Origin of the sequence: Pseudomonas sp. PS1(2021) (genome assembly GCF_020405165.1) — a bacterium.
GTDB classification, from domain to species: domain Bacteria; phylum Pseudomonadota; class Gammaproteobacteria; order Pseudomonadales; family Pseudomonadaceae; genus Pseudomonas; species Pseudomonas aeruginosa.
This window is the reverse complement of the sequence record NZ_CP084484.1, coordinates 1,505,800-1,519,070: the sequence shown is the minus strand read 5'-3', so window position 1 is coordinate 1,519,070 and position 13,271 is coordinate 1,505,800. Positions and strand designations below refer to the sequence as shown.

11 protein-coding genes and 2 tRNA genes are annotated in these 13,271 nt (G+C 62.4%); 4 read left to right on the top strand and 9 right to left on the bottom strand.

The features are described from left to right. Positions 1-66: 66 nt before the first annotated feature. Positions 67-1,215: an alkane 1-monooxygenase AlkB1 gene (gene alkB1 / locus LE197_RS07395; protein ID WP_003090058.1), complete on the bottom strand. Its 1,149-nt coding sequence runs from the start codon at positions 1,213-1,215 to the stop codon at positions 67-69. Positions 1,216-1,561: 346 nt separating this feature from the next. Here alkB1 and LE197_RS07390 point away from each other — a divergent pair, with 346 nt between their 5' ends. Next, the gene (locus LE197_RS07390) at positions 1,562-2,164 is read left to right on the top strand and encodes a nitroreductase family protein (RefSeq protein ID WP_003090061.1); all 603 of its coding nucleotides are present in this window, start codon (positions 1,562-1,564) and stop codon (positions 2,162-2,164) included. A 63-nt stretch (positions 2,165-2,227) separates the two neighbouring features. Here LE197_RS07390 and LE197_RS07385 read toward each other — a convergent pair whose 3' ends face one another. After that, a complete protein-coding gene (locus tag LE197_RS07385; protein ID WP_196752252.1) occupies positions 2,228-3,127 on the bottom strand; it encodes a DMT family transporter in 900 nt (299 codons plus the stop codon). A gap of 132 nt (positions 3,128-3,259) precedes the next feature. Here LE197_RS07385 and LE197_RS07380 point away from each other — a divergent pair, with 132 nt between their 5' ends. Together LE197_RS07380 and LE197_RS07375 are read left to right on the top strand one after the other, a co-directional pair. Continuing rightward, positions 3,260-3,697, top strand: a complete 438-nt coding sequence (locus tag LE197_RS07380) for an Lrp/AsnC family transcriptional regulator (RefSeq protein ID WP_003102469.1) — start codon at positions 3,260-3,262, stop codon at positions 3,695-3,697. 14 nt (positions 3,698-3,711) lie between these two features. Continuing rightward, complete coding sequence (locus tag LE197_RS07375) at positions 3,712-4,272, top strand: GNAT family N-acetyltransferase (protein ID WP_003115331.1); 561 nt, start codon at positions 3,712-3,714, stop codon at positions 4,270-4,272. 31 nt (positions 4,273-4,303) lie between these two features. Here the strand turns inward: LE197_RS07375 and kynA are convergent, their stop codons facing one another. After that, positions 4,304-5,170, bottom strand: a complete 867-nt coding sequence (gene kynA / locus LE197_RS07370; RefSeq protein WP_003090069.1) for a tryptophan 2,3-dioxygenase — start codon at positions 5,168-5,170, stop codon at positions 4,304-4,306. Positions 5,171-5,494: 324 nt separating this feature from the next. Then, on the bottom strand, positions 5,495-6,085 hold the full coding sequence (locus LE197_RS07365; RefSeq protein ID WP_031755866.1) for an NAD(P)H-dependent oxidoreductase: 591 nt from the start codon (positions 6,083-6,085) through the stop codon (positions 5,495-5,497). Between the two features lie 422 nt (positions 6,086-6,507). Here LE197_RS07365 and LE197_RS07360 point away from each other — a divergent pair, with 422 nt between their 5' ends. Further along, the gene (locus LE197_RS07360) at positions 6,508-7,548 is read left to right on the top strand and encodes a hypothetical protein (protein ID WP_003143851.1); all 1,041 of its coding nucleotides are present in this window, start codon (positions 6,508-6,510) and stop codon (positions 7,546-7,548) included. Positions 7,549-7,940: 392 nt separating this feature from the next. Here LE197_RS07360 and LE197_RS07355 read toward each other — a convergent pair. The 5 genes from LE197_RS07355 to pgsA all read right to left on the bottom strand — a co-directional run bounded on the left by LE197_RS07355 (position 7,941) and on the right by pgsA (position 13,266). Continuing rightward, positions 7,941-8,014 (bottom strand) — tRNA-Cys (locus LE197_RS07355). Between the two features lie 289 nt (positions 8,015-8,303). Next, positions 8,304-8,837 (bottom strand): ProQ/FINO family protein, encoded by a 534-nt coding sequence (locus tag LE197_RS07350; RefSeq protein ID WP_003099002.1) that lies wholly within the window; start codon positions 8,835-8,837, stop codon positions 8,304-8,306. Positions 8,838-8,927: 90 nt separating this feature from the next. Continuing rightward, positions 8,928-11,906, bottom strand: a complete 2,979-nt coding sequence (locus LE197_RS07345) for an ATP-binding protein (protein WP_033974785.1) — start codon at positions 11,904-11,906, stop codon at positions 8,928-8,930. Between the two features lie 655 nt (positions 11,907-12,561). Then, positions 12,562-12,637 (bottom strand) — tRNA-Gly (locus LE197_RS07340). Between the two features lie 68 nt (positions 12,638-12,705). Continuing rightward, positions 12,706-13,266, bottom strand: a complete 561-nt coding sequence (pgsA, locus tag LE197_RS07335; protein ID WP_003090349.1) for a CDP-diacylglycerol--glycerol-3-phosphate 3-phosphatidyltransferase — start codon at positions 13,264-13,266, stop codon at positions 12,706-12,708. Between the last annotated feature and the right edge of the window lie 5 nt (positions 13,267-13,271).

Here is a 13,271-nt window from a genome sequence, read left to right as displayed (position 1 = left end):
CCAGGCAAGGCGGGATTGCCCGAACGAAGAGCTATTCGGGCACGGAGCGGGAGTCGCCGGCCATTCTCAGGAAGCTGCCGGCCGCTCGCTCTGTTCGGCCGTCAACTGGAACTCTTCGCCCGCATAGTAGGCCCGCACCTTGGGGTCCATGACCGCCCGCCAGAGCGGCGGGATCAGGGCCAGCACCACCATCCCGGCGTAACCGCTGGGCATCTGCGGGCTGTCGTCATAATGACGGAGGGCCTGGTAGGGGCGTTTGGCGAAGGCATGATGGTCGGAATGCCGTTGCAGATGGAACAGGACCAGGTTGGTGAAGACGAAGTTGCTGTTCCAGGAGTGGGTATGGTTGGTCCGCTCGTAGCGCCCGTCCTCGCCCTTTCGCCGATGCAGGCCGTAGTGCTCGACGTAGTTGATGATTTCCAGCAGGGTCACCGCAACGAACGCCTGGCCAAGGAAGAACACCATCCCCAGCCAGCCGAACGCCCAACCGAAACCGACCAGCAACGCCAGGCTCAGCAGGTACCACCAGATCAGTTCGTTCTGCCAGCCGAACACCGGCAGGCCCTTCTTGCGCAGCCGCACCGCCTCGAGGCGCCAGGCGTTGAGGAAGTTGTACTTGTAGGCATGCGGCAGGAACTGGTAGACCGACTGGCCGAAACGCGCCGACGAAGCGTCCTCCGGGGTGGACACATGCACATGGTGGCCGCGCACATGCTCGACCTTGAACCCCGCGTAGCACACGGCGGCCAGCAGGATGCCGCCGGCAGCCTGCTCCAGCGCCGAGTCCTTGTGGATCAGCTCATGGGCGACGACGATCCCCACCGCTCCCATCACCGTGCCCATCGAGAGGATCCAGCCCAACCGGCCGAGCCAGCCCCATTCCTGGAAAGCGACGAACACGCCAGCGGCCCAGACCAGCGTGCCGATGAGCACCGGCACCGTGGCCAGGGTCAGCAATACGTAATAGCCCTGGCCGAGCAACTGCGGCGTCTGGGTTTCCTCGTCTGGGTTGGCCGGGTCACGACCGAACAGCATGTCCAGCAGCGGCCCGATGCCGAATACCGCAATCACCAGGGAAAATGCCCAGAAGGCCGGATGTGCGCTGTCCTGGGCCATCCAGTAGTTGAACGGCATGGACAACGCCAGCAGCAGCCAGAGCCAATAGGCGTACTTCTTGATGGCCAGCATGGTGGTGGGAGAGAAATTTTCAAACATCGTGCGCTCCAGTTTTTGTCCGACAATCCTACAATCGAACCATCACCGAGCCGGGCCGCCGGGTCACCATCACTAAAGGTTGGCCGCCTCCCTGGCCTCCACCCTGCTTGACCTGAATCAACGGTCAGGTCCTCGCGGGTTTATGCCCATCGACTTTCTCGATATTCCGATTTCATCCGTGTTCGCCATCCCTCGCTGCTGGCCTCGCTGGACTGCGGATACCCGGCTTTCCTGGGGAAACAGGGCATCCATCGTATCAGTCGATAGGAATCACCGGTTATTTCCCATTGATCTCATCGAAGCCGTCGCTAATATCGAATCCAATTTCCAAACAAGGAGCCTCACGATGTCTGACGCATTCCTCTCCTCCATCAAGAACCGCCGCACCATCTACGCCCTGGACAAGCAACTGCCTATCTCCCAGGAGAAAGTCGTCGAACTGGTCAAGGAGGCTGTCTCGCACAGCCCTTCCGCATTCAACTCGCAGACCTCGCGGGTGGTCGTGCTGTTCGGCGCCGAGCACGAGCAGTTCTGGAACATCGCCAAGGACGAGTTGAAGAAGATCGTTCCCGCCGACGCCTTCGCCGCCACCGAAACCAAGCTCAACTCCTTCGCTGCCGGTGCCGGCACCGTACTGTTCTTCGAAGACCAGACGGTAGTGCGCCAGCTTCAGGAGCAGTTCGCCCTCTACGCCGATAACTTCCCGGTGTGGTCGGAGCAGGCCAGCGGCATGGCTCAGTTCGCGGTCTGGACCGTCCTCGCCGAGCACAAGGTCGGCGCCAGCCTGCAGCACTACAACCCGCTGGTAGATGCCCAGACCCACAAGACCTGGAACCTGCCGGAAAGCTGGAAGCTGCGCGCACAGATGCCTTTCGGCGCCATCGCCGCCCCGGCGGGCGAGAAAGCCTTCATCGCCGAAAGCGAGCGTTTCAAGGTCTTCGGCAACTGATCGGCCAAGATCGCTGCAGAAAAGCCCCGCCTCGTCGCGGGGCTTTTTCTTTCCCCCGCCGCCTCAGCCGCGCCGCACTGCCGGCCCCGGCAGGCACACGCTCCAACCCTGCTGCATGCCCGCCGCGGCAAGCAGGATGGCGGCCACGCCAAGCCACTGCGCCAGGCTCAGGCGATGTTCGAAGACCAGCCAGTCCACCAGGATCGCCGCGACCGGATAGATGAAGGACAACGCACCGGTCAGCGCCGTCGGCAATTTCTGAATGGCGCCGTAGAGCAGTACGTACATCAGCCCGGTATGGACGATTCCCAGGGTCGCCAGGCTGGCCCAGGGAGCAACGTGCCGGGGCAGTTCGGCAAGGTTCGCCAGCGGTGCGAGCATCAGCACGCCGGTGCCCACCTGGATCAAGGCGATAAGATGCGGCGGCGTGCCTTGCAGGCGCTTCACGATCAGCGCGGCAAAGGCATACAGCAGCGCGGCAGCGAGCGCCAGGAGGATACCGAACAGGTAGTCCCCGCGCGGGGCGTCGCTGTCGCCGTGGGCGCTGACGATCGCCAGCATGCCGGCGAACGAAAGCCCCAGCCAGCCCAGCTTGCGCGCCGTGACCTTCTCGCCGAGAAACACCGCGCCTAGCCCCACCAGCATGAACGGCTGGACGTTGTAGACCGCGGTACCGATGGCGATCGAAGCCCGTGAGTAGGATGCGAACAGCAATACCCAGTTGCCGACGATGAACACCCCGCTGAGGAGCGCCAGCAGGAACGCCTCGCGCCCCAGGCTGCCGCGGCGCAGGAAACCCAGCGCGGCACAGGCGACCAGCAGCGTGGCGAAACCGAATACGCAGCGCCAGAACACCACGTCCAGCACGGGCTGCCCGGAGAGCAGCACCAGCCAGCCAATGGTGCCGCAGATCAGCATGGCCGAAGTCATTTCCAGCGTACCGCGACGGATCGGATCGTTCATGGGCGTTCTCCCGCAAGACAGGCCTATGATTATCCAAAGTCGTCTTCCAGCCCTCCATCGCATTACTCAGGCAAAAACCCGTGACGACCTTTTTTATCAGGGCTATTTTGAAAAAAAACTTTCGAGGCCGACATGACCGACGACATCGACCAACGCCTGATCAACGCCCTCATGGCTGACTCGCGACTGTCCCTCAAGGCTCTCGCCCAGGTCAGCGGGCTATCGGCCCCGAGCGTCGCCGAACGCCTGCGCAAGCTGGAAGAACGCGGCGTGATCCGCGGCTACACCCTGGATGTCGACCCCCGCTGTTTCGGCTACCAGTTCCAGGCGATCGTGCGCATCCGCCCCCTGCCCGGCAGGCTGCACGAGGTCGAGCGACAGATCCAGGACATCGCCGAGTTCACCGAGTGCGACAAGGTCACCGGTGACGACTGCTTCATCGCCCGCCTCCAGGTTCGTTCGATGGAACAGCTCGACACGCTGCTGGACAGGATCAACGGCTACGCGGAAACCAACACCGCCATCGTCAAGAAGTCCCCGGTTAAACGCCGGCTCCCCCCGATGACCTGAGCGAGGCACTCCGCATGCCCACACCCGGCACGGGTTCCGTCCCGGAATTGCAACTCGTCCCATTCCAGCTGGGACACTTCCCAATCCTGCAACGCTGGTTCGCCACGGAAAAGGAGCTGGTGCAATGGGCCGGCCCCGCCCTGCGGCATCCGCTGAGCCTCGAGCAGATGCATGAAGACCTCGCGGAAAGCCGCCGGCGACCGCCGCTGCGCCTGCTCTGGAGCGCTTGCCGGGATGACCAGGTCATCGGCCATTGCCAGTTGCTGTTCGACCGCCGCAACGGCGTCGTCCGCCTGGCTCGCATAGTCCTGGCGCCAAGCGCGCGCGGCCAGGGCCTGGGGCTACCGATGCTGGAGGCGCTGCTCGCCGAGGCCTTCGCCGACGCCGACATCGAGCGCGTTGAATTGAACGTGTACGACTGGAACGCTGCCGCCCGTCATCTCTATCGACGCGCGGGGTTCCGCGAAGAAGGCTTGCGCCGCTCCGCCACCCGGGTCGGCCGGGAACGCTGGAATGTCGTTCTCATGGGGCTTTTGCGGCAAGAGTGGGCGGCGGGAGGCGCCGGCAACGACTGAGGCGCAGGCGGATGCTGCGCCTCATCCGGTACTACAGGTTGGAACGGAGCCGCCACAGTTCGGGGAAGAGGATGGTATCGAGCATGCTACGCAGATACCCCACTCCCTCGGTTCCGCCCGTGCCGGGTTTGAAACCGATGATGCGCTCCACCGTGGTCACGTGACGGAAGCGCCACTGGCGGAACGAATCCTCCAGGTCGATCAGTTTTTCCGCCAACTGATACAGGTCCCAGTAGCGCTCCGGCGCCTGGTAGACCTGTCGCCACGCCGCCTCCACCGAGGCCTCGTAACAGGTGCCGGCCGCCGCGTCCCGGACGAGCCGCTCCTGGCTTACCGGCAGCCCCTGGGCGGCCATCAGGCGGATCGCTTCGTCGTATAGCGACGGCGTATGCAGGGCCTGCTCCAGGGCCGCCAGCAGCTCGGCGCGGTGAGCATGGGGCTTGAGCAGGGTGGCGTTCTTGTTGCCGAGGATGAATTCGATCTCGCGGTACTGGTAGGACTGGAAACCGGAAGACTGGCCCAGGTACGGGCGGATGGTGTTGTACTCGGTCGGCGTCATGGTGGCCAGCACCGCCCAGGCGTGTACCAGTTGGTCGAAGATCCGCGAGACCCTGGCGAGCATTTTCAGCGCCGGACCGAGCTTGCCTGACTTGACGTGCTCCCGGGCGGCCCGCAGTTCGTGGAGCATCAGCTTCATCCATAGCTCCGAGGTCTGGTGCTGGATGATGAACAGCATTTCGTTGTGGTCGGGCGAAAGCGGGAACTGGGCGTCCAGGACCTTGTCCAGCTTCAGGTAATCGCCGTAGCTCATCGCATGGGTGAAGTCCAGGGCGGCGTTATGCCACTCAGCCTCTCCGTCCGTTTCTCCCTGGGCCTGGGAGTGAGGGCAAGGACACATGTGAATCTCCTGAATTCGGCGGCAGGCGTCGGAAGTCGATGAGCGACCTGCCGGCAACGTTGTCGGGGGTGGCTTCGACACGGTCGAAGCGCGCTCATTTTACGATGCGCCCATTCGAATATTCGTGCAAAGCATCCTTTCCTGCCCGTCCCCGATGAAATCTAATTCGACGGATCGATGGAAAAATAGAATTTCGGATCACTCGCGGGTCGTGGCCGAGAAAAGCCCGGATAGCGGATCCGTGACCATTAGGCCTCGTCCCGAGAGCCTGGATTTCGACCCGCCACTCCATCCAGCGAAGCGACACGAGGCCCGCCGTCGAACTCAGCCGGCGCGCCCGAACACCCTGTCCAGGTGCGCCTGGTAGGCAGCGACGGTAGCCGGGACGTCCGGGCGCTTCATCACATCCACCGCGAGGAACGTCGGCAGGCCGGACATGCCGAGGAACTGGTTGGCCTTGTGGAAGGGGAAATACACCGCATCCACGCCTTTTCCTTCGAAGAAGTCGCTCGGATCGTCGAACGCCTGCCGTGGTGCATTCCAGGTCGCCGAGATCATGTAGCGCTTGCCCTGCACCAGACCGCCGCTGCCATATTTCTGCGTGCTGTCGGAGCGGGTACGACCGTCGTTGGCATAGAGGCTGCCATGACCGGCCGTGAAGACTTCGTCGATGTAGCGCTTCACCGTCCACGGGGCGCCCATCCACCAGCCGGGCATCTGGTAGATCACCACGTCGGCCCAGAGAAACTTGTCCACCTCCGCCGGGATGTCATAGCCGCCGTCGATGAAGGTCTGGCGCAGGTCGAAGCCACGGCGGTCCAGATGGGCCAGGGCGGTTTCGTGCAGGGTCTGGTTGAGGCGACCGTCGGAATGAGCGAAACGCTTTCCGCCGTTGAGCAGGAGAATGTTTTTCATGGTGTTCCGTACATGCTGGAACCGCAGCGGAGATGCCTGCCGATCCCGGGTTGAAGAGAGCGGCAGGTTAGATAGGCGCAGGAAACGGAAAAAGTCGTACTGCGGTAAAACAGATTTGATCCGCACTCACGAATCGCCAGAAGAGCCGGGATGCGCGTCTTCATTGCGCCCCCACGCGCCAGCCCTCGATGACCGGCACGAACTCTACCCGCAGCGAGCCATCACGAACGCGGTACGCACTGGCTCGCCAGCATTCGCACGCATGTGAGTACCCATGATTGCAGCAACAGGCTGTGACGCGCTCGACTCAAACGCTCCTTCCTACGCGCGGGACGAACGCTCCTTGGGGATCCGCAAGGAGTAGATTAGGATTCTTCCCGCACTCGCCTTAAGTCATTGGCCCATATAGATAAGGATATCTCATGAAAACCATCGCTCGGCGTCTGAGCCCCTTCGCGATTCTGCTCCCGGCAAGCCTGTTGTCAGCCTGCGCCTCCCTAGGCAACGCCGGACTCGGCGGCTCCCAGCAGAACCCCACCAACCAGCTCCTGAACATGATCGATGAGGCTACCCGCGAAGGCATGTCCGTGGTGCTGGTACCGGCGCTCATGCCCAACAAGAGCGTGACGGACCTCTCCAGCTACTCGCATCGGGTCATATTCAAGAACAAGGACGTGCCCGGGATCGCCTACATGCAGGCCTTTGCCAACAACGACCTGGAGAAGATCAAGGAAGCCGTCTATCTGTGGGACTTCCTCGAGGTCAACATCGTCCCGCCGGGAACCTACCTGCTGTCCGGAGGGATCGACTACAAGATCGACAGCACCCTTGCCCAGATCAAGGCGCCAAAGGGGCAGCCGGCTGCCAGCCCACTTGGTTCGGTGAACCTGTCCGCCGTGCTGTATCGCCGGTTCGTGAAGGAGAACTACTGGCGCGACGCCTCCTATGCAGACAAAACCTACACACAGAATGTCTGCAGCGCCGTGCACATGGCCTCCGGCCAATGCGTGGGCTGGACCGAGCAGCAATACAGCCAGCGGGAAATGGTCTCGGATGCCGGTTGGGCCGAAGGCACGAAGATCGAGGATGTCCCCTCCATCAAGCTGCAAGCGCAGATACCCGACGCCTATGCCCCGCTGTCCTTCACCATTCAGCCTGGGCAGATCCTGCTCAGCGATCGGTTCCACTTGAAGACCCCGGCCGTGAGCTATGACAGGAAGACCTGCAAGGCCGTGGACACGCAAAACATCAAGTGCACCTTGCAGGATATCCAGGTCTTCATGAGGCCAGCGCCCATGGAGCTGACGAAAAGGTTCATCGATCGCGAGCAGCCAAGGCTTGATGAAACGGGGCGCCAGGTGCTCGCGCGGATCCAGCCGATGAAAACCGAGATACTCGGCGAAGCAGGCATGGAAGACCTGACCTGGGGCCTGCCGGTTTCCTTGAAACGCAAGGCAAGATGAAACGGGCCCTCCGCCAAGCGCCTTCCGCTCGCGGTCGCCACAACGGTTGATCGATAGAGGCCCGGAAGGCAGGCGGCAGGACAGACCGGCTCGGCTGGTCATGTTCGATGACGACCAGCCGATGACCGACCCAGACCGGATCTTGCGTCCAGATAAAAGCCGCGCACGGGGCTGGATTGCAGGCAACGGCCGAAAACGTGACAGGTGCTGGGGTACTCCTCGGACACTCCGGGAAAGTAGTAATTACGGAGCGGCTTATCGGGAGAGGGAGGCGGTTGCGAGGCCGTAAAAGTATGAAAGTGTTATAGGGGCACCCCAAGGAACTTGCTTCAGCAATACCGGACAGGAAAGAAAAAAGCCCCGTAACTCACTGAGCTACGGGGCTTTCCTGTTGGAGGCTGAGGTCGGAATCGAACCGGCGTTCACGGATTTGCAATCCGGTGCATAACCACTCTGCTACTCAGCCTTTGAGCGAAGCGACATGCGTTTGGCATATCGCTGAAATTTCTTTCCTGGCGCGATTTTGAACTTATAACCCTTTGATTTCAAAAGATTTTTAGCTCACCCATCGCTGGAATGGACGCAATTATGGACGGATTCGCCGAGCTTGGCAAGCGCTCCACGAAAAAAACTTTGCAGATCAGGCTATTGCGTAGCACAAGCCGGGAGAAACGGGCCCAGACGTCCGCGAAATGGGCCCGCAGCGACCGGCAACCGAGGAGCGCGCCAGGATCCGACGCGCCCTGCCCCGGCGATCAGTTCGCCTCGGGGCTCGCTTCGGTTGCGGGCGCTTCAGGCGTCGGCGCCTCCGTGGCGGCCGGCGCTTCGCCACCCGCCTGTGCACGCTTGGCGCGCTTCTCGCGCATCTGCTCGCGCTGCCGGCGAGACGCCTGCCGCCGCGCATACACCGCCTGCTCGGCGGTTACCTTGCCGGCAACCTGGCCTTGCAGATCCAGTCGCGGCGCATCTTCCACCATACAACTCCAGTAGCGGCTGCCCTGGCACCAGGTGGCGATGGCCTGTTTCAGTTGTTCGGCGGTGATTCCCAGTAGTTCGAGGTGCTGCTGCGCATCCTGGAGAATGCCCTGCTTGAGCGGAACCTTGGCCGCGGGACTTTTCGGAAACGCCAGCGGAAAATGCCGTTGCAGCCTCCAGATAGCCTCGACTCCCGGCTCGACGGCTTCACGTTTCTTCGCGCGTCCCGCGGAGCTTTTGGTTTGAGCCGGTTTCGCCTGCGCCGCCTGTGCGCGCAGACGGTCTCTCAGCTCGGCAAGTTGTTCAAAACCCATCGTTCGCTTCACTAGTGCTGGTTCATTTCTGCGAGAGATTACCCGATACATCCGCTCGCGGCACGCAAAACGGCAACCAGTCGGGCACTTTCATTGCGAATCGACGCTCGTAGGCATGAGCGGCTCTCCCCCGTTCAGCGCCCGAGCGAGCTCATCGAGCGTAGTCGGCTTGAACAGGACCCGGTCCATGCCGGCAGCCAGGCAACGCTCCAGCGCATCCTTCTCGGCGCTGGCGGTAAGCGCTATCACCAAGCAGCGACGCCGACCGCCAAGGGCTTCTTGCGACCGGATCCGTCGCGCCAGCTCGTAGCCATCCATCCGCGGCATCATGCCGTCGGTAATCACGACGTCGAAGTCTTCGCCCTGCCAACGTTCGAATGCTTCCTCGCCATCTTCCGTGGAGGTCACCCGGTGCCCAAGGCTTTCCAATTGCATGGTCAGGGTCAGCCGATTGAACGGATGGTCTTCCGCAAGCAATATCGAGAGCGCCCTTGCCTCTTTCCGCTCCTCGACCTCGGCAACTCCGGAACGCGCTTCGCTGGACTCGCTGGGCGGAGGCCCGGTCAGCGGAAGATCGAACTCGACCGAGAAGCAGGAGCCGTTGCCCAGTTCGCTGCGCAGGCTGATCCGGCCGCCCATCAGGTGTACCAGGCGCCGGCTAATGTACAGCCCCAGGCCGCTGCCGGACGCCTGGCCAAGCGCAGGCGAGCCGACCTGCGAGAATGGCCGGAACAGCCTGGCCTGGTCCTCCTCCGAAATACCGAGGCCGGTGTCGCTTACCTCGAGCAGCAAATGAAGCCTCTCCGCCTCGCGCCGCCCCACCGCCCGCACCGTTACCCCTCCGCGCTCGGTGAACTTGATGGCATTGCCCAGCAGGTTGAACAACACCTGCTTGAAATGCAGGGGATCCACCAGCACCCAGTGCTCGAGATCCCCGTCGAGTTCCAGTGCCAGGGAAAGATTCTTCTGCCGCGTCAGCCCACCAACCAACGGCAGGATTCCTCTGATCAACTCGCCAGGAAGCACTGGTTCGGGAGCGGAATCGAACCGACCGGATTCGATCCGCGACAAATCGAGAATATTGCCCAGCAGAAGCAGCAACCCCTGGGCCGCCTCCTGGGCAATGCTCAGCGAATCTAGGTCCAACACGCCCTTCTCGCCCTTTTTCAGCACCAGTTCCTGCAGGCCGATGACCGCATTCAATGGCGTGCGGATCTCGTGACTCATCGTCGAAAGAAACACGCTCTTGGCACGGTTGGCAGCGTCGGCTTGCTCTTCTGCCTGGCGGGTCTTGCGCACCTGGCGCATCAGGTAGAAACCCCAGATGAGGGAGATGGAAATCAGTACGCCGAACAATCCGCCGATCTGCAGAATCTTGCTCCGGTGATCGCGCCAGAAGTCCGCCCCTCCCTTGGCGAAGCGAGGCTCCCAGCGGTGGAGGATTTCCGCCACTTCTTCCGGAGCGATCGCCAGCTGCGCCTTCTCCAGGATGCCCTGCAGCTCCGGCTGGTTCCTCGCCACGCCGATGCTGATCGGGATGGAGAGGTCATCGAGGATACCGACGACCTGGATCCGGTTGTCGAAATGCTGGGCGGACAGATAGCGACCGGTATAGTCGCTGCTGATGGCGGCCTCGCTCTGGCCGGCGTCTACGCTGCGCATGGCGGAGAGGAAGGTCGGATAGACCTGGAGCTTGATCTCCGGGTGTTCGCGTCGAATGAAGTCGTTGAGAAAATAGCCAATCGTCGTCGCCAATCGCTTGCCCGCCAGGTCCGCGAGGCCATGGACACGCCCCACCCTTTCATCCCGGCCACCCTGGCGGGCGCCCATCAGCACCGTGGTGCTGCGTAGATAGGGCGTCAGCACTTCGAGGCCGGAATCGAAGCGCTCCGACGAAGGCATGGTCGGCGTAACCAATGCCTCCCCCGCATCCAGTCGGCTTTTCGTCTCGACGAAGTTGCGTGCTCCAGTGAAGGAAAACTGCAGGCCACTGCGCTTGCCGATCAGGTCCAGATAGTCACGCCCGATACCACTCAGCCTCCCCTCGTTATCCAGTTGCCCGAGCGCGCCAAGGGAATGGTTGATCACCACCGGCACGACCGGGTGCGCGGAGAGCCAACGCTGCTCCGCCGGCGACAGCGTCACCCGGGGCTCATCGAAGCGCAGGCGCCGCCCGGCGCTCCAGCTGCGCAACAGTTCGTCGCCGTAGCGCCCGCTAATATGCGGCAGGGCGCGATCGATGAGCGCGAGCAGAGGTTCGTCACCTGGCCGGAGCAGGAAACGGAAACCCTGGCTGTCGATGGGTGCGAAGTTCTCGATGCGCAAGTTCAGCAGGTAATGGGTCTGGATGAGGTAGTGCGTGGAAACTGCGTCCCCCAGCACGCCATCGACATCCCCCATGCTCAGCGCTTCCAGGGCAAGCTGCGGCGAGTCGAACCAGATGATCCTGCTGTGCGGATAGGCAGCCTTGATACGTTCGGCGGGAAGATAGCCCTTGACCGTGGCCAGCCAGGACTCCGCCTGCGAATCGAACGGGGCACCGCTGGAAGACACCAGTACCGGCCGGTCGGAAAGATACGCAGCGGATGCCAGCAAGCCGTGTTGTCGGGCCTCGACCTCGCTACCGACGCCAAGCAGGTCGATCTCCCCTTGCGACAACGCGTCGATTGCCGCCTGCCGCGACGGAAAGTCCCTGACGCGCAACGGCCGCTCGAACACCAGGGCCAGGTAATCGGCCGTGAAGCCCTTGTAGGAGCCTGCGTAGAAGATGGACAACGGCGGATAGTCGGGGGAAACCACGCCTACCGTCAGCGGCTCCCGTGCATCCAGCCACTGCCTGGCTCGTTTATCGAGCCAGGGACGCATCGTTGTCGTCGTACGCCCATCCGGCAGGATGGATTCGGCTTCGACGGGCAGCGGCTGCAGAGCGATCAGCAACAGGCAAAAGACCGCGGACAGCAACGACCTTGTCAGCATGTCGAGTCTACGATGGCAAAGTTCTCCGGCCGGACAGAAAGCAGCGCATCCGCGACCCGGAGCCTGCGGATACATCGGCAACGATGCCGCCATGTTAGCAGGTAGATGGATACTTTTCCCAGGAACCCACGCCTGTCGACACTCGCTCTGGCAGCCGCCTTATGCCCGGCTCGCGAAAACCCTCGACTCTTTCGCGTCGCCGGCTAGATCGATGAAGCCGCTTGCGATGACGTGCGCACTGGCCGTGGCATGCCTGCACTCGAAAGCCCAGTTCGAGCCGCACATCGCCGAGGGCAACCTGGTAGCGTGCTGGAAGGCTGGTGCGATCCATTCCCGGGCTATTACCTCCATCACCCAAGTCAGAGGCAACCTTCGCCGACCTTCTCAGTGGTCGTCGAAGCGCTGCGATACCGAAGCGCTGGCCTTGGGACGGCTCGGTCGAACGTGGCAGCCAAAGCAACAGGCGCACGAAGGCGGTCCAAGGTGCAATGAATCGAGCCCCCCTGGAGTGCGACAGCCACACTTCTGATGTGCCGAGGCAGCATCTTGCGGCAAGCCGCCTCGCTGGCGAGACGAAGGGCTTCGCGAAACGTACGGCCCCGGTCGCCGGGAAAGCGGCAAGGAGAACCGCCCCTCGGCGCGGACGCTCCACGAACGGGTACGGGACTTGGAGGCGGAACGAAAAAAGGGCCCGAAGGCCCTTTCTCAATGATCTACAGACTTCATTGGAACTCTATAGATCTATATTTGGAGCGGGAAACGAGACTCGAACTCGCGACCCCGACCTTGGCAAGGTCGTGCTCTACCAACTGAGCTATTCCCGCATCGTCTTGGTGACGGGCGCCATTCTATAGCATCGCGGCGCCGTGTCAACTCCTTGATTCAAAAAAGTTTATTTCTCTTTCGGGGTAGTCGAGAGATGCGGCCATGCGGCCAGCAGGTAGTGCACCATGGACCACAGGGTCAGCGCCGCGGAGATGATCAGCAGCACGTAGCCGAGAATCACCCAGAAGGTCATCAGCGGCGGATTCGCCAGGAGAATGACCAGCGCCAGCATCTGCGCCGCGGTCTTCCACTTGCCCAGGTTGGACACCGCGACCTGCGCCCTCGCCCCCAGTTCGGCCATCCACTCACGCAAGGCGGAAACCACGATCTCGCGGCCGATGATGATCACCGCCGGCAGGGTCAGCCACAGGTTGGCGTGCTCTTCCACCAGCAAGACCAGCGCAACCGCCACCATCAGCTTGTCCGCGACCGGGTCGAGGAAGGCGCCGAACGGCGTGCTCTGGCCGAGGCGCCGGGCGAGGTAGCCGTCCAGCCAGTCGGTGGCGGCGGCCAGGGCGAACACGGCACTGGCGGTCAGGTAGCTCCAGGACGTCGGCAGATAGAACAGCAGAATGAAGATCGGAATGAGCAGGACGCGCAGTAACGTGAGCAGATTGGGGATATTCATCGGAC